Origin of the sequence: Pseudomonas sp. MPB26, from assembly GCF_046605355.1 — a bacterium.
GTDB lineage: Bacteria > Pseudomonadota > Gammaproteobacteria > Pseudomonadales > Pseudomonadaceae > Aquipseudomonas > Aquipseudomonas cedrina.
Map to the genome: position 1 here is coordinate 2403453 of NZ_CP176793.1, position 23642 is coordinate 2427094.

Below are 23642 nucleotides of genomic sequence, written 5' to 3' on the forward strand. Positions count from 1 at the left end.
GTACACCGTCAATGCAGGCACCCGCTTCATGTGGGAGCCGGGCTTGCCCGCGATGCAGGCACCTCGGTGCATCAGGCATACCGAGGCGATGCTATCGCAGGCAAGCCAGCTCCCACATGAAGCCGGCGTCTACAGGGTCGATCAGTAGCGGTAAGCGTGCGGCTTGAACGGACCTTCAACGGTCACGCCGATGTAGTCGGCCTGGGTCTTGGTCAGTTGAGTCACGACGCCGCCGAAGCCGCGGACCATTTCCAGGGCCACTTCCTCGTCGAGTTTCTTGGGCAGTACTTCTACGGTCAGGCGCTCGGCTTTCTGGGCGGGCGACAGGTCGGCGTACTTCTGTTGGAACAGGAAGATCTGCGCCAGTACCTGGTTGGCGAACGAGCCGTCCATGATGCGGCTTGGGTGGCCGGTGGCGTTGCCCAGGTTTACCAGGCGGCCTTCGGCCAGCAGGATCAGGTAGTCGTCGTTCTGTGGGTCGAAAGCGCCGCTACCGGTACGGTGAACCTTGTGTACCTGTGGCTTCACTTCTTCCCATGCCCAGTTCTTGCGCATGAAAGCGGTGTCGATCTCGTTGTCGAAGTGGCCGATGTTGCAGACCACCGCGCGCTTCTTCAGGGCCTTGAGCATGTTCGCGTCGCAGACGTTCACGTTGCCGGTGGTGGTCACGATCAGGTCGATCTTGCCCAGCAGGGCCTTGTCGATGCTGCCTTCGGTGCCGTCGTTGATACCGTCGATGAACGGCGAAACCACTTCGAAGCCGTCCATGCAGGCTTGCATGGCGCAGATCGGGTCAACTTCGGAGACCTTGACGATCATGCCTTCCTGGCGCAGGGACTGGGACGAGCCCTTGCCCACGTCACCGTAGCCGATCACCAGGGCTTGCTTGCCCGACAGCAGGTGGTCGGTACCACGCTTGATCGCATCGTTGAGGCTGTGACGGCAGCCGTACTTGTTGTCGTTCTTGCTCTTGGTCACCGAGTCGTTGACGTTGATGGCCGGGATTTTCAGCTCGCCCTTGGCCAGCATGTCCAGCAGACGGTGCACGCCGGTGGTGGTTTCTTCGGTCACACCGTGGACGCGGTCGAGGATCTGCGGGTACTTCTTGTGCAGCAGCTCGGTCAGGTCACCGCCGTCGTCGAGGATCATGTTGGCGTCCCATGGCGCGCCATTTTTGAGGATGGTTTGCTCCAGGCACCACTCGTACTCTTCTTCGGTCTCGCCTTTCCAGGCGAATACCGGGATACCGGCGGCGGCGATGGCGGCGGCGGCCTGGTCTTGAGTCGAGAAAATGTTGCAGGACGACCAACGCACTTCGGCACCCAGGGCAACCAGGGTTTCGATCAGCACGGCGGTCTGGATGGTCATGTGGATGCAGCCCAGAATCTTCGCGCCCTTGAGCGGTTGTTCTGCGGCGTACTTGCGACGCAGGCCCATCAGGGCAGGCATTTCGGATTCGGCGATAAAGGTTTCGCGACGGCCCCAGGCGGCGAGGGACATGTCGGCGACTTTGTAGTCGTTGAATTCTGCAGGCGTAATTACAGCGCTCATGAAGAGCCTCCATTCGTAGTGTGCGAATGGGCGCCGTTGTGCGTTTAGTATCAGGCCAGGGCAACCAGGCCGGACAACGCCCCATCCGAGCCTGACAGGCCAAGCCTGCTGCAGCGCCCCTCGGACAGGTGGCGGGAGAACGGTATCAATTGAAGATGACCGTTTTGAAACGGGGGCGATTATAGCCGTGTGCGCCAGACTTCCCAAGCCTTTCCGTCGGCCACATGAAGATCGCTCATGGCGTTGATAGGCAAAGGCTCATAGAGCTTGGCGCTGGGCTCTGCCATGATGCTGACCATCATTTGGCAAGACGCTTTGGAGTGACCATGAACTTTCACACCCGTAAATGGGTAAAACCCGAAGACCTCAACCCCAACGGCACGCTGTTCGGTGGCAGCCTGCTGCGCTGGATCGACGAAGAAGCGGCCATCTACGCCATCGTGCAACTGGGCAACCAGCGCGTGGTGACCAAATACATCTCCGAAATCAACTTTGTCAGCGCTTCGCGCCAGGGCGACATCATCGAGCTGGGCATCACCGCCACAGAATTCGGCCGCACCTCCATCACCCTGACCTGTGAAGTGCGCAATAAAATCACGCGAAAAAGCATTCTGACGGTGGAAAAAATGGTCTTCGTCAACCTGGGTGAGGACGGTTTACCGGCGCCCCATGGTCGCACCGAGATCAAGTACGTGAAGGACCAGTTCCAGGACGACAGTCTTACTGAGTAACAAACCGCACGGCGTGATTTGCTTTACCAAACTATTCCGCATGGATCTTTCCGAGGCTCTCTCATCACTCAGGCCTACATCCTGTCGAGAGAACCTCGTGTATGAAAGTCTCCAGTTCCGTTGTGCAGAATCAGCCGTCATTGCCTCAAACCGTCGATCAGGACGTGAAGACGCCGCTGGTCAAAGGCGCGGGCGAAAGAAAGATCAGCGTTTTTCGCTACAGCGATGGGCGTGTAGAGGTGGCGCACTCACCGCCGCCGCCCGCTCACTTGGTACTCAGTGGTGGTGGCGCCAAGGGCATCGCTTTTCCGGGAATGGTGCAGGCGCTTGAAGACGCCGACAAACTGCAGAACATCAAGGTGGTTTCCGGCTCTTCCGCCGGTGCGATTTCCGCGGCGCTGCTCGCCAGTGGCATGGACGCCAAGGCATTCACGCAGCTGTCGAACGATCTTGACCTGCCCAGCCTGCTCAACAGCAAAGACCCGGTACTGGCCTGGCTGCAAGGTGTCAGTTCCCAGCTTGGCAAGCTTGCGGGAAAACTGTCTGGCCCGGCCGGTAATATTTCTCAACTGCTGCTGACCCTGTTGCCGCGCCTGCAAACCGAGGGGCAGCCCCTCGAGGACCTGATTCGCAACGAGTCGCGTAAATCCATTCTTGCCCATATCGCAAGCATGCCCGAGGCCAACCGACCGCCTGAAGTCACGCAAATCGCCGACCGGCTCAGCACCGGTGCAGGGCCTACCTTTCGCGACCTGGAGGTGTTGAGCCGCCATATTCCTGCAATAAAACAGCTCAACATCACCGGCACGGGCATGTTTGACGGTCGCTCGCAATTGGTGGTGTTCAATGCCAGCCTGACTCCGGATATGGATATCGCTCGTGCCGCACTTATTTCAGGCGCGTTGCCGGGTCTGTTCAAAAGCCCGTCCGAACAAGGCCATGGGTTTCAAACGGCGGCGCAAACCACGGCGTTTCAAGACGGAGGGCTGCTCCTCAATACGCCGGCGCCCGGCGTCATTGAGCGTTCGTTCCCCGAGAGCCCCCTGGGCAAGGACGAAGCGCTGATCGTCAAGTTCGAATCCGACGCGACGTCAGCACCGCCCAAAAGCGGTGGTTTTTTCAGCTATTTGGCTGACACGTTCACCGGCACGCCGCATACCGCTGCTGAAACCTACCAGGATGACCGGCTCAAAGCGTTCTCGGAGCAAACCGTAACGTTGCCGCTGAACTCGAGCAAAGGTGACTTTCGCGGCCTGCTCGACGGCACCGTCAACTTCACCATGACCCCGGAGCAGAAACAGCATTTGCAAACCCGGGCCCACCAAACGGTATCGGACCACCTGGAAAAACGAGCGCAGGTACGTGAGCGCCATGTGTTCGCCTCCCTGGACGACGCGGTGATGGCAATGGACGATCAAATGCTGGACAGCGTGCAGGATGACCTGCAGAAGGACCCGGCCGGCGCGCAGGCGTTGCGCTTTCGCAAGAGTGCGCAGCAGGCCTTGCAAGCGTTGGACAGTGCGATTGCCGAGGCTAACCAATCTGGCACATCGCTGGTGATTACGCCGAAGTTGGCCTCGGCGCTACGCAACCTGGATGCCCTTGCCCGCAGGCCCGAGGATATCGAGTGGCTGGGCAAGCGCCTGAATGCGCCGGGCCACCGTAATTTTCAACAGTTGCTGCAAGCGGGCGCCAGGCAGGCATTAGGCGATGCGTCAGGCCTGTCCAAGGTGTTGAGCAGCGCTGTCGCCGAAATGCAAAGACGGGATATAGGCGTAAAGGCCGAAAACTTTACGCGAGAGGTCATCTACCCGTCGCTGTACCGTCCCGGCCAGCCGTCCGCCAACGTTGAGCTGTTACAGCGCGCGGCACGTGACTTGCGCGAGGCAACGACGCCGGCGGAGTTCAATCGTGTGCTCGATGGCATTATTCAACACTACCGGGCACGTAATAAACCCTGGAGCACACCGTTCAGCTCTACCACGGTTGAGCAGGCCAAGGCCTGGCGAATCCCGGTTTAGTTGCCGGGCCACTGAACAGCCATCGCGGCGGCATGTCGTAGCTACAGGCATCCCTCGGACTCTGGTACATCATGGCCAATCAAGCAGACGGCAAGACCCCCAACCTGTCGCAGGAAGAGCAGCACGACGTCGACAAGAACCAGCCGCCGCGCGCGGCTGTGCTACACGAGATTATCCGCACACAGGGCGACCAGGAACTGGAACGCAGTGTCGCCGCGTTGTGGTGGTCGGCGCTGGCGGCCGGGCTGACCATGGGGCTGTCGTTGATGGCGATGGGGCTGCTCAACTCGCGCCTGCCTGACGCCGAAGGCTTCAAGGTCATCGCCAGCTTCGGTTACTGCGCGGGCTTCCTCGCGGTGATCCTGGCGCGCCAGCAATTATTCACCGAAAACACCCTGACCGCCGTACTGCCGGTGATGAGCAAGCCCACCCTGGGCAACGCCGGCCGACTCTTGCGGTTATGGACAGTGGTGCTGGTGGGCAACCTGTGCGGTACCTTGCTGGTGGCTTATGTGATGTTGCACCTGCCGATATTCGACACCAAGACCGACCTGGCCTTTCTCGAAATCGGGCGCAAAATCATGGAAAACGACCCCGGCCAGATGTTCGCCAAGGGCATTATTTCCGGCTGGATGATCGCCACCATGGTGTGGATGATCCCGTCCATGGAAAGCGCCAAGATGTTCATCATTATCCTGATCACCTACCTCATGGCGCTGGGAGACTTCACGCATATCGTGGTCGGCTCGGCGGAAGTGTCCTATCTGGTGTTTGCCGGCGAACTGCCGTGGGAAGACTTCTGGCTGGTGTTTGCCGGGCCAACCCTGGCGGGCAATATCATCGGTGGCAGCTTCATCTTTGCGCTGATCAGCCATGCGCAGATTCGCAGCGAAAGCAGCCTGCCCGGCAAGAAGGCCGCGGACCCGAGGCATCCACAGCCCATCAACAAAGATCAGTGACTCTCTGGCGCGGCCTGGGGCTCGCCCTGGGTCACGCGCTTGACCCGTTTGCCGATGCTCAACACGTGCAGCCAGTTGAACGGCAACAGCAGCAACCCGCCAATGGCTTCATGGGCGATCAATACGCCGAAGTTCGTCAGTCAGGAAGGCATTGGGCATCCGCGCGATAGAACCTTCGGGCTTGATAAGGTTCTTGACGGGTGGGTGCGGCCTGGCATTTTTAGTGCTAAAACTCAAATTGCTGTTTAAAAACCAAAAAAGGAATAAGTCATGACGGTCGCTTTCTGGTGCGTGTTGATCGCTATTTTTCTGCCTTACCTGTGCACAGGGGTCGCCAAGTTCAGCGGCGGTAAATTCCGCCCGCAACACAATCACGATCCACGGGCCTTCCTGGAGACACTCGAAGGGCTTGCCAAACGTGCTCACAATGCCCAGCTCAACAGCTTTGAAGTGACTCCGGCTTTTGCGGCGGCCGTGATTATCGCGCATTTGGCGGGCACGGCCGAATTGGTCACCATCAATGTGCTGGCGGTGCTGTTTATCACCAGCCGCCTGCTGTACATCATCTGCTACCTGGCGGACTGGGCGATGCTGCGTTCGCTGGTGTGGCTTGTGGGGATGGTGTTGATTGCGAGTTTCTTCTTCGTGTCGATCTAGAGCCTGACGCATCCCTTGTGGGAGCAAGCCCGCTCCCACATTTTTGATCTTCAGCGTTGGTTAGCTCCCGGTGCTTACATCCGGCACCTGCGGCAGCGCCGCGCCTTTGGGCCACAGCATCCAGATTTGCCCCTGCTGTTTCATGTTGCCTGCCAGCTCACCTGCTGCTGCGCCGGTGCCCCAGAATAGATCCGCACGCACCTCACCCGTGATTGCACCGCCGGTGTCCTGCGCCGCCACCGGCCGGGTGATCGGTGAACCGTCCGGTTTTGTGGTCGACAGCCACAACAGGCTGCCCAGCGGGATCACCTTGCGATCCACCGCCATGCTGTAGCCGGCCGTCAGTGGCACGTTCAGTGAGCCGCGCGGCCCTTCGTTGCTATCGGGCCGTGCGCTGAAGAACACATAGCTGGGGTTGCTCGCCAGCAGTTCCGGAATACGCTGCGGATGCGCCTTGGCCCATGCGCTGATGGCGCCCATGGTCACGTCTTCCTTCTTCAGTTCGCCTTGCTCCACCAGCCAGCGGCCAATCGGGCGATAGGGGTAGCCGTTCTGGTCGCCATAACCGACGCGCAGTTGGCGCCCGCCGGGCAGTTGGATCCGGCCCGAGCCTTGGATCTGCAGGAATTGCAGGTCCATCGGGTCTGTCAGCCAGGCAATCGGTTTGGCCGTTGAACCCTGGCCGTTGATGGCGCTGGCATCTTCATAGGGTTTTAGCACGCGACCTTCCAGGCGACCCCGCAGGCGCTTGCCCTTGAGCTCGGGGTAGATGCTTTCCAGGTTGACGATAATCAGGTCATCCGGCACGCCATACACCGGAACGTTGGCGGTAGCGGTCTTGGTCAGGCTGCCGGGATAGACCGGTTCGTAGTAGCCGGTGATCAAACCGTTCGGGGTGTTGTCGGCCGAGCGCAGGCCGAACACATCCAGGCGCTCCTTGAGAAACCCGCGCACTGCCACCGCATTACTGGGCACTGCGGCGGCGGCTGCGCAGGTTGTACCCCACACAGGGTCGGCCTTGAGGCGTTGGCAGGCGCTGCGCCAGGATTCGAAACCGGCCAGCAGGTCGCTGTCGGACACCGCTGGCAGCGCTTCCCATGGCGCGCTGACATAAGTGGCGACGGCGTGGGGTTTGGCAGTTTCATCTTTGGCTGTTTCTTTGCCCGCGTCACAGCCGGCCAGCAGCGCGATCATCGGCAGAGCCCACGCCAGGCGGCGGCTCCAGGGTTTCAAGGTGACATTCATACAAATATTTCCTGAAGCGATTGCCCGCGCCGCGGCGCTGTTGGGCAACCCTTATTAATAATAGGGCTATTGGTCTTTAGGGGCGGGGCGAGGATACTGGCCGCCGTTTCCCGTGACCTCGAAGCCACCATGACTTTTAAACGACTGACTGTTGTACTGCTGGCCTGCCTGGCACTGTCCGCCTGTGGCGGCGTTGATCCGAATTCGCCGCTGGGCCAGCGCAAGGCCATCTTCAAGCAGATGCTCAAGACCAATGAAGACCTGGGCGGCATGCTGCGTGGGCGTATCCCGTTCGACGGCGCCAGGTTCGCCGAAGGCGCGGTCAAGCTGGACGCGCTGTCCCATGAACCGTGGAAGCATTTCCCGAGCGTGCGCGAAGACGATCACACCAGCGCCAAGGACGATGTGTGGCGCAAACAGGCGCAATTCCAGCAACTGGCGCGCGAGCTGGAAGCGGTCACCGGTGAATTGGTGACCGCCAGCCGGATCCAGCCCTATAAGGCCAGCAACCTGGGGCCAGCGGTGCAGAAAGTCGAAGATGCCTGCAGCGCCTGCCATAAGCAGTTCCGGGACCATTGACCGGCTTTACTGATCGAGCTCTTCCACCGCTTCCTGCAGCTCCTTGCGGGACTCGGCGAGCTTGTCCTTGCGCTTGTTGATCTTTTCCGCGTCGCCCTTTTTCATGGCTTTGTCCAGGTCGGCTTGACGGCGGCTGACTTCTTGCTTGGCGTCGAGCACCTTGTTTTCCCGTTCTTTCTTCAGGGACGCATCGGTGCAGTTGGCGGTGACTTCGCTCAGGGCTTTTTCCAGGCCGGCTTGTTGCGCGCTGTCGCCGTGAGCCTTGGCCTGTTCGATCTGGGTGCTGATGGCTTGGCGCTTGGCGGCGCAGCCGGTGAGTTGGGGCGCTTGCTCTGCAGCCAGCAGTGGCGTGGCCATGAAGCCTGCGAAGGTCAGCAAGGCAAAGGGGGCTAGAAATTTCATGTGGAACTCCAAGGTCGCAATCTGATGGCCGGCTGGGGCTCAAAACCCGTCGATGCCGGCCACGCGTAATGTGTCTGCCAAGGCCTGTACCTGCGGGTCGCGGAAAAAGGCGCTCAATTGCGCTGCGCGGCCCGGACCGATGCCATCGATGGCCAGCCAGGCTTGGGTGTCTCTGGCGACCAGCGTGTGCCAGTCACCTTCAAGGTTGTTACGTGCCGCAGGCGGTACACCCAAGGCTTTGAGCCATTGGGCAAAGGGCCGTTGCCGCGCGCTTTGAAGGCTCTCGAGCACTCGCGCACGGCTGCGATCACCGAAGCCTTCAATGTTAGCAAGCTCTGCCGCATCCAGGGTCAACCAATCGAGAAAGCCTGCGATTAGACCGGCCTGGATCAAGACGTTCCAGGTCTCGCGGCCTATATGGGGTAATGCAAGGCCCTGGTTGCCGCTCAACCACGCGAGGCGCGCCAGCAACTGCTCTTCGCAGCCGGGGTCCAGTTGCCAGCAGCTCAATGCATGAAAGTTTCGCGGGTCAGGTACCGGCAGATCTGCCCGGTGGGTATGTCGCAGGATGACCTCGTCCAGCCTGGGGATCACCTGACCCGCCAGGCTGATCGACACCTGGTCGCCAGGGCGGATATCCAGCGATTGCCAGCGCTTCAATGAGCCGACGCTTACCCGGCTGATCGAGCGGTCATCCAACTTCACCGGCTCCAGTTCGAGCATGGGCGTGATGCGCCCGGTGCGGCCGACTTTGAATTGCACGTTGCGCACCAGTGCCAGGGCCTTGACCACCGGGTATTTCCAGGCGACCGCCCAGTAAGGCGCACTGACCTGCCAACGTTCGGCAGGCGCGTGTTGTGCCTGGTGCAGCACCACCCCATCGCTGGAGAAGGGCAGCGGGTGGTTGTACCAATAGGTGCGCCAGTGCGCGGCTTCGGCGATGTCCCGAACGGGCTGGCTGTAGCGCTGGCTGTCAGTAAACCCCCAGCGTGCCAGGGTGGCCAGGCGCTCGGTAAACGACCCAGGCCCTTCAGGCCACGCCCAGACGAACAGGCCAATGCCGGCGGCGTCAGTGTCGCTCAGTCGCAGGCGGTTCATCAGCCCAGCTACTTTACTGCGGGCATTGAGCCCCCCACTGGCCGATTGCACATGGTCGTCAAGGCGCCAATAGAGTTCGCCTTGCAGCACCAGGTCGATGGGCTCGGGCAATTGCTGGGCAATCCCCGGAATATGGCGCGCGGAAGCCGACCAGTCGTGGCCCTTTACGCCGTCGCCTCGGCTGATGACTTGGTGCAAACGCCCTTTGCGATACACCAGGGTCACCGCAACACCGTCCACCTTGGGTTGGATCCAGACATCCTGGCGTGTGCCCAGCCAGGTGCCGACCGCCTGTTCATCGAGCAATTTTTCCAGGCCGGTATGGGCAATGGGGTGAGCCAGGGTGCCGCGTGAGCTCGCGAGCGGGTTGTCGGGCCTCGCAGGGGCTTCGGGAAAGCATTGGCGCCAGTGGGTCAAGCGCTGGCGGGCCTGGTCGTAGAGTTCATCGCCGATGGGGGATTGGCCAAGCCGGTGGTAGCTGTCATCCCACTGACGGATCTGTTCGGCGAGGGTGCCGAGTTGTGAGCGGGCTTCTTGCGGGCAATCTTCGGCCCATGCCCAAAAGGGCAGCGCGCTGAGTAAAAGAGCAAACGGTAAACGCATCATGAGCATCCTTGCCCGGAAAGGGTGCCCAGCCTAAATGATTCACGCGACCACAAAAAAGCCCCGACAACGCGGGGCTTTTTTGCCGGGTGTTTCAGCGATTACAGGCCTGCGGCAGTACGCAGGTCGTTGGCGCGGTCGGTTTTTTCCCAGGTAAACGTGGTGAAGGTGTCGTCGCCGACCGTCTTCTGTGCAGGGGTACGACCGAAGTGGCCGTAGGCTGCGGTTTCCTGGTACATCGGGTGCAGCAGGTCGAGCATGGTGGTGATCGCGTAAGGACGCAGGTCGAAGATCTCACGCACCAGCTTCACGATCTTGTCATCGCTGATCTTGCCGGTGCCGAAGGTGTTCAGCGAGATCGATGTAGGCTGGGCCACTCCGATAGCGTAGGAGACCTGGATCTCGCAGCGCTCGGCCAGGCCGGCGGCAACGATGTTCTTGGCCACGTAGCGACCGGCGTAGGCGGCGGAACGGTCAACCTTGGAAGGGTCTTTGCCCGAGAACGCACCACCGCCGTGACGGGCCATGCCGCCGTAGCTGTCGACGATGATCTTGCGACCGGTCAGGCCGCAGTCGCCCACCGGGCCACCGATGATGAACTGACCGGTCGGGTTGATGTGGAACTGGGTGTCCTTGGTCAGCAGTTCGGCTGGCAGCACGTGCTTGACGATCAGCTCCATGACGCCTTCGCGCAGGTCGGCGTAGGACACGTCCGGGTTGTGCTGGGTCGACAGTACGACCGCGTCGATACCCACGACTTTGCCGCCGTCGTAACGGCAGGTCACCTGTGACTTGGCGTCCGGGCGCAGCCATGGCAGCAGGCCGGATTTACGCGCTTCGGCCTGGCGTTGCACAAGCTGGTGCGAGAAGGTAATCGGTGCCGGCATCAGCACCTCGGTTTCGTTGCTGGCATAGCCGAACATCAGGCCCTGGTCGCCAGCGCCCTGGTCTTCCGGCTTGGCGCGGTCGACACCCTGGTTGATGTCGGGGGACTGCTTGCCGATGATGTTCATCACGCCGCAGGTCGCGCCGTCGAAGCCGACGTCGGAGCTGTTGTAGCCGATGTCGGTGATCACGTCACGGACGATCTGCTCCAGGTCAACCCAGGCCGAAGTGGTGACTTCGCCGGCGATGATCGCTACACCGGTTTTCACCAGAGTCTCGCACGCTACGCGGGCGAACTTGTCCTGCGCAATGATGGCGTCCAGCACCGCGTCGGAAATCTGGTCGGCGATTTTGTCCGGATGCCCTTCAGACACGGACTCGGAGGTGAAAAGGGAGTATTCGCTCATCTCGATGTTTTCCTGATTTTACCGATGGTGAGTGTCGCCAGCCGGCCGCTGAAAATGGCGGACCTGGATCTGGAAACCATTACGTAAACCTACATAGAGGCTTTCCCCGGGAACGAGTCCCGCAGCGGTGGCCCAACGGGCCAGATCGTCCTGTTCAAAACCCAACCAGAGATCACCGCAGGCCTCCCTGGCCCAATTCTGGTTGTGGCTGCATAAATCTGTAACCAGCAGGCTACCGCCGGGGTGCAGCAGCCCGGCCATTTGCTTGAGGGCGTCGGCGGGTGCGGCGAAATGGTGCAAGACCATGTTCAGCACCACGCAGTCGGCCTTGATCGTGGTGCTGTCCAACGCATCGGCCAACTGCAGGCTGACATTGCCCAGCGACTCGCGCTCACAGAGCTGGCGCGCCAGTTCGAGCATCGCCGGGCTGTTGTCCAGCGCAGTGACCTGGTGAAAGCGCCGCGCCAGTTCCGGCAGGAATCCGCCATCGCCAGGGCCGACTTCCAGTGCCGTCGCCTCATCACTGAAGCTCAGCTTGTCCAGCAGCGCCAGTACGCTGTCGCGGTATTGGGCAAGCCCGGCGATCAGGTCTTGCTGGGCGCGAAATTTCTCGGCAACCCGTGCGAAAAAGTCTTGGCTGGCCGCTGCGCGCTGGCCGTGTACCTGGCCGATGCGCGCTTGTACCTCGCCCGGAAGGCTCAAACCGTCCACTTCTTCGAGCAGGGCGGCGTGCAGCTTGCCGCCGAGCAGCTCGGTGTGGGGCAGGGCGCGACGGTAGAAAATCGCATTGCCTTCGCGGCGCGTGGCCACCAGGTCGGCCTGGGCCAACACCTTCAAGTGGTGACTCATGCCGGATTGGCCGATGGCGAAGATCTGCGCCAGCTCCAGTACACCAAAAGAATCGTTGGCCAGTGCGCGCAGTACGTTCAGGCGCAACGGGTCGCCGGCGGCCTTGCACAAGGCTGCCAGTTCATCGCCGTCGTCGGGGCGCAGTGAGGGCATGGGTAGATTCATAAGGCCAGCAGTCTAGTGACGGGTGGATATCCCTGCAAGGTCAATATCAAAAAGTTTTGATATTGATCGATAAGTGGCGGTTATAAGCCGCCGTCTTAACCGATAGACGAACCGGCCGCAGCTTTCTGCAAGGGATTGGCGCCCAAAGCACAGGAAAAACGCCCACAAGTGACTATCTGTCATTGCCCGCAGGCGGTGGCTGAGGGAAAATGCCGGTCCTTTTTTCCGTTTCTTTTTAGCAAACTCCAGGAGATCAGCGATGCCCAGCCGTCGTGAGCGTGCCAACGCCATTCGTGCCCTCAGCATGGATGCCGTGCAAAAAGCCAACAGCGGCCATCCCGGTGCCCCGATGGGCATGGCGGATATCGCCGAGGTACTTTGGCGTGACTACCTGAAACACAACCCGAGCAATCCATCGTTCGCCGACCGTGACCGCTTCGTGCTGTCCAACGGCCACGGCTCGATGCTGATCTACTCGCTGCTGCACCTGACTGGCTACGACGTCACCATTGATGACCTCAAGAGCTTCCGCCAGCTGCACAGCCGCACCCCGGGCCACCCGGAATTCGGCTACACCCCAGGCGTCGAGACCACCACCGGTCCCCTGGGCCAAGGCCTGGCCAACGCCGTTGGCTTCGCACTGGCTGAAAAAGTCCTGGGCGCACAGTTCAACCGCCCTGGCCACGACATCGTCGACCACCACACCTATGTGTTCCTGGGTGATGGCTGCATGATGGAAGGCATTTCCCACGAAGTCGCCTCCCTGGCCGGGACCCTGGGCCTGGGCAAGCTGATCGCCTTCTACGATGACAACGGCATCTCCATCGACGGCGAAGTCGAAGGCTGGTTCACCGACGACACGCCAAAGCGTTTCGAAGCCTACAACTGGCAGGTGATCCGCAACGTCGACGGCCACGATCCGGAAGAGATCAAGATCGCCATCGACACCGCGCGCAAGAGCGCGCAGCCGACCCTGATCTGCTGCAAGACCACCATCGGCTTCGGCTCGCCGAACAAGCAAGGCAAGGAAGACTGCCACGGCGCCCCGCTGGGTGACGCGGAAATCGCCCTGACCCGTGAAGCGCTGAAGTGGAACCACGGCCCGTTCGACATCCCGGCCGACATCTACGCCGAGTGGAGCGCCAAGGAAAAAGGCCTGGCCGCCGAAGCCGAGTGGGACCAGCGTTTTGCTGCCTACTCCGCCGAATTCCCTGAGTTGGCCAACGAGCTGGTGCGTCGCCTGGCCGGTGACCTGCCTGCCGACTTCTCGGAAAAAGCCTCGGCCTACATCGCTGAAGTCGCGGCCAAGGGCGAGACCATCGCCAGCCGTAAAGCCAGCCAGAACACCCTGAACGCCTTTGGCCCGCTGCTGCCTGAGTTCCTCGGCGGTTCGGCCGACCTGGCCGGGTCCAACCTGACGCTGTGGAAAGGCTGCAAAGGCGTGACCGCTGAAGACGCCAGCGGCAACTACATGTACTACGGCGTGCGCGAGTTCGGCATGAGCGCCATCATGAACGGCGTATCCCTGCACGGCGGCCTGGTGCCTTACGGCGCGACCTTCCTGATGTTCATGGAATACGCGCGCAACGCCGTGCGCATGGCCGCGCTGATGAAAAAACGCGTGATCCACGTGTATACCCACGACTCCATCGGCCTGGGCGAAGACGGCCCGACGCACCAGCCGGTCGAGCAATTGACCAGCCTGCGCACCACGCCGAACCTGGATTGCTGGCGTCCGGCCGACGCGGTGGAATCCGCCGTGGCCTGGAAACACGCCATCGAGCGCAAGGACGGCCCTTCGGCGCTGATCTTCTCGCGCCAGAACCTGCAACACCAGGTGCGCAGCGACGCGCAGATCGCCGACATCAGCCGTGGCGGCTACGTGCTCAAGGATTGCATCGGCGAGCCGGAACTTATCCTGATCTCCACCGGTTCCGAAGTGGGCCTGACCGTCCAGGCGTACGACAAGCTGACCGCCCAAGGCCGCAACGTACGCGTTGTGTCCATGCCGTGCACCAGCGTGTTCGAAGCCCAGGACGCCGGCTACAAGCAATCGGTATTGCCGTTGCAGGTCAGCGCGCGTATCGCCATCGAAGCGGCGCACGCCGACTACTGGTACAAGTATGTGGGCCTGGAAGGTCGCGTGATCGGCATGACCACCTACGGTGAGTCGGCGCCGGCGCCAGCCTTGTTCGAAGAGTTTGGCTTTACCCTGGAGAACATCCTGGGTCAGGCTGAAGAGTTGCTGGAAGACTAAGGCGCTAACGCGGTGGCCCACTGGCCACCGCCTCTACTGTAGGAGCGAGCTTGCTCGCGAAGATCGTTAACGATAACGCAGCGTTTCTGGTTTAACGCGGCGCTCTCAGGTTCTTCGCGAGCAAGCTCGCTCCTACAGTGGTTTGTATCGCCCACAATGCGAGAACCCCATGCCCCACCCGCGTCCCTACAAAGTTGCACTCAACGGCTACGGCCGCATTGGCCGTTGCGTCTTGCGTGCGCTGTTCGAGCGAGGGGCGGCGGCCGGGTTTGAAATTGTCGCGATCAACGACCTGGCCGACATGGCCAGCATCGAATACCTGACACGCTTTGACTCCACCCACGGCCGCTTCCCCGGCGAAGTGCGGGTCGAAGACGATTGTCTGCACATTAATGGCAACTGCGTGCGGGTCTTGCGCAGTGCCACCCCCGAAGGCATCGATTGGAAAGCACTGGGCGTCGACCTGGTGCTGGAGTGTTCCGGTGTCTACAACACCCGTGCCGACGGCCAGCGGTTTCTCGACGCCGGCGCACCGCGCGTGCTGTTTTCCCAGCCGATGGCCAGCGAGGCGGATGTCGACGCCACCATCGTCTACGGCATCAACCAGGATTGCCTGACCGGCGCTGAGCTGTTGGTGTCCAACGCTTCGTGCACCACCAACTGCAGCGTGCCGTTGCTGCGCCTGCTGGACCAGGCGATCGGCATCGATTACGTATCGATCACCACCATCCACTCGGCGATGAACGACCAGCCGGTGATCGACGCCTACCACCATGAAGACCTGCGCCGCACACGCTCGGCGTTCCAGTCGGTGATTCCGGTGTCCACCGGCCTGGCGCGCGGCATCGAACGACTGTTGCCGGAACTTGCCGGACGAATCCAGGCCAAAGCCGTACGGGTACCGACGGTGAACGTGTCCTGCCTGGACATTACCCTGCAAACCGTGAGCGACACCGATGCGACCGAGGTCAACCGGATCCTGCGCGACGCCGCCACCCTCGGCCCGCTCAAAGGCTTGCTGGCCTACACCGAGTTGCCTCATGCCAGTTGCGATTTCAACCACGACCCGCATTCGGCGATTGTCGATGCCAGCCAGACCCGCGTTTCCGGCCCAAGGCTGGTGAACATCCTGGCCTGGTTCGACAACGAATGGGGTTTTGCCAATCGCATGCTGGATGTTGCCGAGCATTATTTGCATATCGCAACCAAACAACCTCAACAGTAATTCAGGAACTGCCACCCATGACCGTGTTGAAGATGACCGACCTCGATCTGCAAGGTAAGCGCGTACTGATTCGCGAAGACCTCAACGTCCCAGTCAAGGACGGTGTGGTGACCAGCGATGCGCGAATCCTGGCCTCGCTGCCGACCATCAAGCTGGCCCTGGAAAAAGGCGCGGCCGTGATGGTCTGCTCCCACCTGGGTCGCCCGACCGAAGGTGAGTTCTCTGCCGAAAACAGCCTCAAGCCTGTGGCCGACTACCTGAGCAAGGCCCTGGGCCGCGACGTGCCGCTGGTGGCCGATTACCTGGGCGGCGTCGACGTCAAACCGGGCGACATCGTGCTGTTTGAAAACGTGCGCTTCAACAAGGGCGAGAAAAAGAACAGCGACGAACTGGCCCAGCAATATGCCGCCCTGTGCGACGTGTTCGTGATGGACGCGTTCGGTACCGCCCACCGCGCCGAAGGCTCGACCCACGGCGTGGCCAAGTTCGCCAAGGTCGCCGCTGCTGGCCCACTGCTGGCCGCCGAGCTGGACGCACTGGGCAAGGCGCTGGGCGCACCTGCCCAACCGATGGCCGCCATCGTCGCCGGCTCCAAGGTCTCGACCAAGCTGGACGTACTCAACAGCCTGAGCCAGATCTGCAACCAACTGATCGTCGGCGGCGGCATCGCCAACACCTTCCTGGCTGCGGCCGGCCATCCGGTGGGCAAATCCCTGTACGAACCGGACCTGCTCGATACCGCCCGCGCCATTGCCGCCAAGGTCAGCGTGCCATTGCCGGTAGACGTTGTAGTCGCCAAGGAATTCGCCGAAAGCGCCGAAGCCACCGTCAAGCTGATCGCTGACGTAGCCGACGACGACATGATCCTGGACATCGGCCCGCAAACGGCGGCCAACTTCGCCGAACTGCTGAAGGCTTCCCAGACCATCCTGTGGAACGGCCCGGTCGGCGTGTTCGAATTCGACCAGTTCGGCAACGGCACCCAAGTGCTGGCCAAGGCCATCGCCGACAGCTCGGCCTTCTCCATCGCCGGCGGCGGCGACACCCTGGCGGCCATCGATAAATATGGCGTTGCTGACCAGATCTCCTACATTTCTACCGGTGGCGGCGCATTCCTCGAATTCGTCGAAGGCAAAGTCCTGCCGGCCGTTGAAGTGCTGGAAACACGAGCCAAGGGCTAAGGCGCGTGATCCGGAAAAGGAGCATTCCCATGATCAAATCGTTGGCACTGGTGATCGCAGCGGGCCTGTTGGCCGGCTGCGGCAGCACGCCAAGCGCGGCGCCCGCGCCCGGGAAACCGGTGCCGGCGTCGGAAAAAAGCTGCTACCAGGCTGATTGGCAAGCCGAAACCATGCCGGTGATCAACAAGCGCATCGGCAACGAACGGCTGGAGAAATACGACTCCGCGCCAAACGGTCAGGAACAGGGTTGCCCTTGACGGGTCTGATCAACTTGAGGATTGGCAATGAAAGGCGCTTTTGTCCTGGCAGCCCTGGCTTTATTGACCGGCTGCAGCAGCATGAACATGTTCAACAAGGCAGAAACTGCCGACAAGTGGACCACCTGGACCTGCGACAGCAAGGCCGAGGTCAACTGGCGCTTTGCCAACCCGGCCAAATCCGAGGTGGATGTTCGCCTCGGCGGTTCCGACCAGGTTTATCGCCTTAAACAGGACGTTGCCGCCTCGGGCGTGCTGTATGCCAACGACCAATTGGCGTTTCACACAAAAGGCGAGGAAGGCCTGGTTTACTGGGTGGCCACGGATGATTTGATCGGGCGTGGCTGCAAGGCCCAATAAAACACGATCTCAAGAGAAATGAGATCCAAATGTGGGAGCGGGCTTGTGTGGGAGCTGGCTTGCCTGCGATGCAGACACCTCGGTACAGCAGATGTACCGAGTTGATGCTATCGCGGGCAAGCCCGGCTCCCACACAAGCCAGCTCCCACATTGATCCGGTTCACAGTGGCATTTGCACCAAGCCACACCAGCAATAACGATTCAGCAAGCCAGGCACGCAAACCCTGACCTGCAATAACTTGAATAGCAGCCGCCGCTACGGCAGGCTTGCACGAATTAACGACCCTCGACCGGGAGAGACAACACAATGGCACTTATCAGCATGCGTCAAATGCTGGACCACGCAGCCGAGTTCGGCTACGGCGTCCCAGCCTTTAACGTCAACAACCTTGAGCAGATGCGCGCCATCATGGAAGCCGCTGACAAGACCGACTCCCCCGTGATCGTCCAGGCTTCGGCCGGCGCGCGCAAATACGCCGGCGCCCCGTTCCTGCGTCACCTGATCCTCGCCGCCATCGAAGAATTCCCGCACATCCCGGTGTGCATGCACCAGGACCACGGCACCAGCCCCGACGTGTGCCAGCGCTCCATCCAACTGGGCTTCAGCTCGGTGATGATGGACGGCTCCCTCGGCGAAGACGGCAAGACCCCAACCGACTACGACTACAACGTGCGCGTGACCCAACAAACCGTGGCCATGGCCCACGCCTGCGGCGTGTCGGTTGAAGGCGAGCTGGGCTGCCTGGGTTCGCTTGAAACCGGCATGGCCGGTGAAGAAGACGGCATCGGCGCCGAAGGCGTGCTGGACCACAGCCAGATGCTGACCGACCCCGAAGAAGCCGCCGACTTCGTGAAAAAGACCCAAGTCGACGCCCTGGCCATCGCCATCGGCACCAGCCACGGCGCCTACAAGTTCACCAAGCCCCCAACCGGCGACGTGCTGGCCATCGACCGCATCAAGGAAATCCACAAACGCATTCCCAACACCCACCTGGTGATGCACGGCTCTTCCTCGGTACCGCAGGAGTGGCTGGCGATCATCAACCAGTACGGCGGCGACATCAAAGAAACCTACGGCGTGCCGGTTGAAGAGATTGTTGAAGGCATCAAATACGGCGTGCGTAAAGTCAACATCGATACCGACCTGCGTCTGGCGTCCACCGGTGCGATGCGTCGCCTGATGGCCACTAACCCGAGTGAGTTTGACCCGCGTAAGTTTTTCGGCGCTACCGTGACCGCCATGCGTGATGTGTGTGTCGCACGTTATGAAGCGTTTGGCACGGCGGGGAATGCGTCGAAGATTAAGCCGGTCTCGTTGGAAGCGATGTATCAGCGGTATTTGAAGGGTGAGTTGAATGCCAAGGTAAATTAAACCTGTAGTAAAAAAGAACCCGCATAAGGCGGGTTCTTTTTTTGGAGTCTCTCCTCAGGTTGGATAAGCTGTTATTAGCATCTATCAATCCGATAATGTTCATCAAGAAAAATCACACCGTCGGTGTGTCGCCATCATTCGCCAAAAAATTTTGAGCATTTCTGTCTGAAATTGCCGTCCAGAGTCTAAAGTCTCCATTTGCATCAGCGCTAATGCGTCCAATGGGTACCCACTTGGATATGACACCTTCCATTCTTTCTTCCCAAACAGTTACAAACGCGCCTGGTGACGCTTTTCCTGTAATATTTTTAGCGCCGCCATTTTGCTCTGGCACGACGTTGGTAATCTGGTAAACAGCCATTTTGCAAGCCCTCAGTGGTTTCAGAAACGTCATTTTCTTCTTAGTTGCCTGAGCAAAATTATTACTTTTGGTATGTCTGCATAACTGTCAAAGATGACAGTCTTCTATTTTAATTTGAAATATAAAGTAGATGCTTATAGCGTTAAATGGTTAATTCAAAGGGGTGATGTATTTAACTCGGTTGGATTTTTGTCAACTGTCAACGTTGACAGGTGTTTGGACTTTAGATTCATCTATAAAGAAGTGTAGCAGGGGGAAGGATTTATTTAATCGCTGGAGTGGCTGGCGATCATCAAACAGTACGGCGGCGAACCTATGGTGTGCCGGTTAATGGCGCCCAGCCGAGCGAGTTTGATCCGAGTAACTTCTTTGGTGCGACGGCGATGCGTGATGTGTGTATTGCGCGGTATGAGGCGTTTGGTGCGGCCGGGAATGCGTCGAGGATCAAGCCGATTTCATTGGAAGCGATGTATCAGCGCTACCTGAAAGGTGAGTTGAGCGCCAGGGTGAGCTAAGCCTTCTGCGTTTGAAAAGAAGCCCGCAGCGATGCGGGCTTCTTTTTGTCTTGGGTTTGATCAGGCGGCGTGAGGCGTATCAAAACCCCGATGTTCGATCACGCGGAACACATCACTGACGTCCTGCACCAGAATGCGCGCCGTATTGACCACATTATTCAGATCACGCTCGGCAAAGTCCGGCAGGCTGGAGCAGGCCATCAGGTTGAGGTGTTCGAGGGCGGCGTTGAGGCGTTCGCGCAGGCACGCGTGGAGGTCCAGCAGCGGGGCGTCGCTGTCGATCAAAAGCACGGGCGAATCGGTCGCGGACTCAGTGCAGGGATAAAAACGGCGGGGCGGAAGTTGGTTGTTCATGGCAAATCCTTAACTCGAAAGAAGAATGGCCACCGTTTGCTGCGAAACAAATGGGGTGGCAGCTGTACGCGGGTTCGCAGACCGAGGAGTTAAGACCCGGCAGACCCGAAGGTCTCCCACGCACAACCGCCATAACAAAGACGACCGTCGGCTGGGAGCCTGGGCTGTTTTTGACGGGTGCGGAATTAACTCTGTAGGGCTGCGAAACCCTATCGCCGATCAATGCCAGCGACGGGGCGAACTATAAGCGCCGCCCAGATTCACCGCAACGGCCCTGTAGGACGAACACCAGCCCCTCAGGCAGAGGAGATTAACTGTGGGAGCCGGGCTTGCCCGCGATGGCGGTGGGCCAGTCACTGGAATTATTGACTGGTACACCGCCATCGCGGGCAAGCCCGGCTCCCACAGGGATCGTCGGCGTGTACAAGTGTGCGAATGGTCTATGGGACGTTAGAACATGGCCTACACGAAATGCAGCACTGCTCAGTCGTGATCAATATCCAACTTCTCAAACGTCACCTTCGCCCCCTCGTTGGTATCCCCGCTGTTGTCCTGCACATACACGCCCGCCTTGAAATACAGCGGCTTTGACGCCCACGCGGCGCCGATACGCTCGTTCCATTCCTTGTCGGCGGCATACACGGCGAGCAGTCCGGCTTTGTTCAGGTTGATCACGTAGGTGAAGCTTTTTTGCAGCGGCACATTGGACGCGACGGTGATCACGCGGCTTTCGTCTTCGTCCGGGCGCATGCGCACTTTGGCGACAATGTTGCCGGTCTGGGTCTTTTCCTTGAATTGGTATTCGAGTTTGATCAGCGGTTTCTGGCTGTCATAGGCATGGATCTGCCCGATCACGATCTTGCCGGTGGACGGCACCTGGTTGACGGCCAACGTGGCGCGCAGGAAGTTGTCCGCCTCCGGATAGGTCCAGTTGCGCAGGCGTCCATCGGCGTAGGTTTCGCGCAGTTCACTGCGTGGGTAAATGGCGTTTTCCGTACGGGTGCCGGTGACGGGTGTCCAGAATTGCACGTTGCTGCCTTCGGCCTGGAAATATTGGTCATTGAAGCCGCTCATCAGCCTGGGGGTTTGGATGGTTGTGGGCGGGGAGCCGACGGGAATGCTGAGGTTCCAGGTGGATAGGTCGATCATGGCGTAGGCCTTTTTACAGAGGGGTGTAGGCATTGGCCCTTGGGCCAGACAGGTTCTTTATAGGTGGTGTTAACCAAATTGTTAAACGTCGGCTGGCAATTTATTGGCGTCAGCGAAGTGTCAAAAAGCCATGTTTCCCAGTATCCGTGGGCTTCAGGCACTGACCGTTAGTCGGCTTCCTGAAAATTGGCGCAATGATGGCACTGAGGTTACTTCTGATTTTTCGATGCCGGGGCTAGAGTGAGGCCTCAGTGTTTGTCCGGGTTTTACCCTAGAAGTGACCGGAGCAGCTCCCTAAGGAAGAGACGTAGCATGGAATGCGCTCCACACCACGGCGATGGCGATTCGGTTCTTTTGGTGGTCGATGACTACCCGAAAAACCTCATCAGCATGCGCGCGCTTTTGCAGCGCGAAGATTGGCAGGTCATCACCGCAGGCTCCGGCCCCGAAGCGCTCGAATTATTGCTGGCGCACGAAGTCGACCTGGTGCTGCTGGATGTGATGATGCCCGGCATGGACGGCTTTGAAGTCGCGCGCTTCATGCGTGGTAGCCAGCGCACGCGGATGACGCCGATCATCTTTCTCAGCGCCGACGCCCAGTCGCCGGCTGCCGTGCTGGAAGGTTATGCCAGTGGCGCCATCGATTACCTGCTCAAGCCTTTCGACCCGCAGATTCTCAAGCCCAAGATCGAAGCGCTGCTGGAGCATCAGCGCAATCGCCGGGCTTTGCAGCGTTTGAGCCATGACCTGGAGTCGGCCCGGGCCTTCAATGCCTCGGTGCTCGACAACGCTTCCGAAGGCATCCTGGTGGTCAGCGATGCAGGCGTGATCGAGTACGCCAACCCGGCGATTTCACGGTTGCTCAATGCCACCGTGGACGAGTTGCAGCGCCAGCAATTCCTGAGTTTCCTGCAGAAGCCCCATGTGCCGGCCTGGCTGGAATCGCAGATGTACGCCAGTTACCGCAAGGGTGAAACCTGGCGCCTGCATGATGCGATCCTGCGCACCCGCCGTGGCCAGCAGGTGCCGGTGGCATTGTCCTGCGCGCCGCTGCCCGCGGAGCAGAGGGCCATGGTGGTGACGGTGCTGGACATGTCCGAGGTGCGCCACCTGCATCAGCAGCTGGAGTTCCAGGCGGTCACGGACCCCCTGACCGGGCTGCTCAACCGGCGCGGTTTCCACCAGGCGGTGGAGAACAGCTTGCTGCGCAGCGAGCGGGCCGAGCAGTCCCTGGTGTTGCTGTACCTGGACCTGGACGGCTTCAAGCGGGTCAACGATTCCCTGGGCCATGACGCCGGCGACCGGGTACTGCGCTGGGTGTCGGAGCAATTGCAGGGGTGCCTGCGCTCCTACGACATCCTCGGGCGCATGGGCGGCGATGAATTTACCGCGCTGCTGGAGCTGGAATTTCCTGAGCAGGCGGCGAAGATTGCGGAAAAACTGATCGAAAGGGTGTCGATCTGCCAACAGGTGGATGGCCTGGATGTGATGCTCGGCGTCAGCATCGGCATCGCCACCTTTCCGGATTGCGGCGCGGATCTGAATGGCCTGCTGCGCGCGGCCGACATTGCCATGTACGAAGCCAAGCGTGCGGGCCGTCAGCAATATCGCTATTACGACCAGGAGATGAACGGCCGCGCCCGTTCACGCCTGATGCTCGAAGACAGCGTGCGCACGGCGATTCAGGACAAGGACTTCACCTTGGTGTTCCAACCCCAGGTCTCGCTGGACGACGGGCGTTTGCGTGGCGTCGAAGCCTTGTTGCGCTGGCAGCATCCCAGTGTTGGCGATGTGCCGCCGGGGTTGTTCCTGCCCTTGCTGGAAGAGGCCCGCCTGATCAGCCAACTGAGCACCTGGATCTACCAGCAGGTCGCTGTCCAGCGCCAGGCCTGGCAAGCCATCTTCGATGACGAGCTGGTGTTGAGCATGAGCTTGAGCCGCAGCCAGTTTTGTATGCCCAACCTGGCGAACCAACTGCAGCAGGTACTCGAACGACATGGGTTGCAAGGGCGCCAGTTGGAGGTGGAAATCAGCGAAGAAAGCTTGATGAACAACCTCGAGGAATCGACCAAGCAGCTCAAGTTGCTGCGTCAACTCGGCGTGCGTACCGCCCTCGACGACTTCGGCCTGGGCCACTGTTCCCTGGCGCATCTGCGTGACCTGGCCTTCGACACCCTCAAGCTCGACCCGCAGTTGGTCGCGCGCCTGCCAGGCTCTGCGCGGGACGCGGTCATGGCGCGCAGCATTATCGAATTGTGCGGGCATTTTGACGTGGCGGTGGTGGCTGAGGGGGTGCAGACCCAGGAGCAAGCGCAATGGCTCAAGGCCAATGGTTGCGCGTTTATGCAAGGCCCGTTGGCGGCGCAACCGTTGATGGCCGATGAGGTGGCCGACTGGTCGCGCGCCCGGCTGCGCTGAATTCGCTACACTGGCGCCCATCCGAACCTTGTTGCAGACCC

The 23642-nt window shown here is 60.3% G+C and carries 22 protein-coding genes, 1 pseudogene and 1 riboswitch; of the genes and pseudogenes, 13 read left to right on the plus strand and 10 right to left on the minus strand.

Translation table 11 applies throughout. The features are described from left to right. Positions 1–141: 141 nt before the first annotated feature. Entirely contained in the window at positions 142–1551 is a 1410-nt protein-coding gene (ahcY, locus tag ACLH0H_RS11080) for an adenosylhomocysteinase (protein WP_411382024.1), read from the minus strand. A gap of 21 nt (positions 1552–1572) precedes the next feature. Then, positions 1573–1679, minus strand: a riboswitch (S-adenosyl-L-homocysteine riboswitch). Positions 1680–1877: 198 nt separating this feature from the next. On the opposite strand from ahcY, the gene ACLH0H_RS11085 reads away from it, so the two are divergent. The 3 genes from ACLH0H_RS11085 to ACLH0H_RS11095 all read left to right on the plus strand — a co-directional run bounded on the left by ACLH0H_RS11085 (position 1878) and on the right by ACLH0H_RS11095 (position 5262). Further along, the gene (locus tag ACLH0H_RS11085) at positions 1878–2282 is read left to right on the plus strand and encodes an acyl-CoA thioesterase (protein ID WP_411382025.1); all 405 of its coding nucleotides are present in this window, start codon (positions 1878–1880) and stop codon (positions 2280–2282) included. 101 nt (positions 2283–2383) lie between these two features. Beyond that, on the plus strand, positions 2384–4303 hold the full coding sequence (locus tag ACLH0H_RS11090; protein WP_411382026.1) for a patatin-like phospholipase family protein: 1920 nt from the start codon (positions 2384–2386) through the stop codon (positions 4301–4303). Positions 4304–4374: 71 nt separating this feature from the next. Continuing rightward, a complete protein-coding gene (locus tag ACLH0H_RS11095; RefSeq protein WP_411382027.1) occupies positions 4375–5262 on the plus strand; it encodes a formate/nitrite transporter family protein in 888 nt (295 codons plus the stop codon). Here ACLH0H_RS11095 and ACLH0H_RS11100 read toward each other — a convergent pair. After that, positions 5256–5384, minus strand: coding sequence for a hypothetical protein (locus tag ACLH0H_RS11100; RefSeq protein WP_411382028.1), 129 nt, complete (start codon positions 5382–5384; stop codon positions 5256–5258). The two genes, ACLH0H_RS11095 and ACLH0H_RS11100, sit on opposite strands and share 7 nt — an antisense overlap. A 148-nt stretch (positions 5385–5532) precedes the next feature. Between ACLH0H_RS11100 and ACLH0H_RS11105 the strand changes: the two genes are divergently transcribed. Next, positions 5533–5919, plus strand: a complete 387-nt coding sequence (locus ACLH0H_RS11105) for an MAPEG family protein (protein WP_307388513.1) — start codon at positions 5533–5535, stop codon at positions 5917–5919. A gap of 60 nt (positions 5920–5979) precedes the next feature. Here ACLH0H_RS11105 and ACLH0H_RS11110 read toward each other — a convergent pair whose 3' ends face one another. Further along, positions 5980–7164 (minus strand): murein transglycosylase A, encoded by a 1185-nt coding sequence (locus ACLH0H_RS11110; RefSeq protein WP_411382029.1) that lies wholly within the window; start codon positions 7162–7164, stop codon positions 5980–5982. Between the two features lie 129 nt (positions 7165–7293). Between ACLH0H_RS11110 and ACLH0H_RS11115 the strand changes: the two genes are divergently transcribed. Beyond that, on the plus strand, positions 7294–7743 hold the full coding sequence (locus tag ACLH0H_RS11115; protein WP_411382030.1) for a c-type cytochrome: 450 nt from the start codon (positions 7294–7296) through the stop codon (positions 7741–7743). A 6-nt stretch (positions 7744–7749) separates the two neighbouring features. Here ACLH0H_RS11115 and ACLH0H_RS11120 read toward each other — a convergent pair whose 3' ends face one another. The 4 genes from ACLH0H_RS11120 to ACLH0H_RS11135 all read right to left on the minus strand — a co-directional run bounded on the left by ACLH0H_RS11120 (position 7750) and on the right by ACLH0H_RS11135 (position 12152). Further along, positions 7750–8145, minus strand: a complete 396-nt coding sequence (locus tag ACLH0H_RS11120; protein ID WP_411382031.1) for a DUF1090 domain-containing protein — start codon at positions 8143–8145, stop codon at positions 7750–7752. Positions 8146–8184: 39 nt separating this feature from the next. Then, complete coding sequence (ligB, locus tag ACLH0H_RS11125) at positions 8185–9849, minus strand: NAD-dependent DNA ligase LigB (RefSeq protein ID WP_411382032.1); 1665 nt, start codon at positions 9847–9849, stop codon at positions 8185–8187. Between the two features lie 98 nt (positions 9850–9947). Continuing rightward, positions 9948–11138, minus strand: coding sequence for a methionine adenosyltransferase (gene metK, locus ACLH0H_RS11130; RefSeq protein ID WP_076953194.1), 1191 nt, complete (start codon positions 11136–11138; stop codon positions 9948–9950). 18 nt (positions 11139–11156) lie between these two features. Beyond that, complete coding sequence (locus ACLH0H_RS11135; RefSeq protein ID WP_411382033.1) at positions 11157–12152, minus strand: ArsR/SmtB family transcription factor; 996 nt, start codon at positions 12150–12152, stop codon at positions 11157–11159. A gap of 259 nt (positions 12153–12411) precedes the next feature. On the opposite strand from ACLH0H_RS11135, the gene tkt reads away from it, so the two are divergent. The 6 genes from tkt (at position 12412) to fba (ending at position 18804) form a co-directional block, all read left to right on the plus strand. Next, positions 12412–14409: a transketolase gene (gene tkt, locus ACLH0H_RS11140; protein WP_411382034.1), complete on the plus strand. Its 1998-nt coding sequence runs from the start codon at positions 12412–12414 to the stop codon at positions 14407–14409. Between the two features lie 169 nt (positions 14410–14578). Beyond that, entirely contained in the window at positions 14579–15634 is a 1056-nt protein-coding gene (epd, locus tag ACLH0H_RS11145; RefSeq protein WP_411382035.1) for an erythrose-4-phosphate dehydrogenase, read from the plus strand. Positions 15635–15651: 17 nt separating this feature from the next. Continuing rightward, positions 15652–16815: a phosphoglycerate kinase gene (locus tag ACLH0H_RS11150; protein ID WP_307388525.1), complete on the plus strand. Its 1164-nt coding sequence runs from the start codon at positions 15652–15654 to the stop codon at positions 16813–16815. A 29-nt stretch (positions 16816–16844) separates the two neighbouring features. Then, positions 16845–17072: a hypothetical protein gene (locus tag ACLH0H_RS11155; protein WP_169378936.1), complete on the plus strand. Its 228-nt coding sequence runs from the start codon at positions 16845–16847 to the stop codon at positions 17070–17072. Between the two features lie 27 nt (positions 17073–17099). Beyond that, positions 17100–17432: an MliC family protein gene (locus ACLH0H_RS11160; protein WP_169378935.1), complete on the plus strand. Its 333-nt coding sequence runs from the start codon at positions 17100–17102 to the stop codon at positions 17430–17432. A gap of 307 nt (positions 17433–17739) precedes the next feature. Next, on the plus strand, positions 17740–18804 hold the full coding sequence (gene fba / locus ACLH0H_RS11165) for a class II fructose-bisphosphate aldolase (protein ID WP_411382036.1): 1065 nt from the start codon (positions 17740–17742) through the stop codon (positions 18802–18804). Positions 18805–18916: 112 nt separating this feature from the next. Here the strand turns inward: fba and ACLH0H_RS11170 are convergent, their stop codons facing one another. After that, positions 18917–19198 carry a hypothetical protein gene (locus tag ACLH0H_RS11170; protein ID WP_411382037.1) on the minus strand — a complete coding sequence of 94 codons (282 nt, stop codon included), beginning with the start codon at positions 19196–19198 and terminating at the stop codon, positions 18917–18919. Positions 19199–19503: 305 nt separating this feature from the next. Here ACLH0H_RS11170 and ACLH0H_RS11175 point away from each other — a divergent pair. Continuing rightward, a pseudogene (locus ACLH0H_RS11175) lies at positions 19504–19680 on the plus strand (fructose-1,6-bisphosphate aldolase); the annotation flags it as partial. 60 nt (positions 19681–19740) lie between these two features. On the opposite strand, the gene ACLH0H_RS11180 reads toward ACLH0H_RS11175, so the two are convergent. Together ACLH0H_RS11180 and ACLH0H_RS11185 are read right to left on the minus strand one after the other, a co-directional pair. Continuing rightward, positions 19741–20034, minus strand: a complete 294-nt coding sequence (locus ACLH0H_RS11180; RefSeq protein WP_411382038.1) for a fructose-bisphosphate aldolase — start codon at positions 20032–20034, stop codon at positions 19741–19743. Between the two features lie 483 nt (positions 20035–20517). Further along, positions 20518–21183, minus strand: coding sequence for a polysaccharide lyase family 7 protein (locus tag ACLH0H_RS11185; protein WP_411382039.1), 666 nt, complete (start codon positions 21181–21183; stop codon positions 20518–20520). Positions 21184–21495: 312 nt separating this feature from the next. On the opposite strand from ACLH0H_RS11185, the gene ACLH0H_RS11190 reads away from it, so the two are divergent. Further along, on the plus strand, positions 21496–23601 hold the full coding sequence (locus tag ACLH0H_RS11190) for a putative bifunctional diguanylate cyclase/phosphodiesterase (protein WP_411382040.1): 2106 nt from the start codon (positions 21496–21498) through the stop codon (positions 23599–23601). Positions 23602–23642 lie beyond the last annotated feature (41 nt).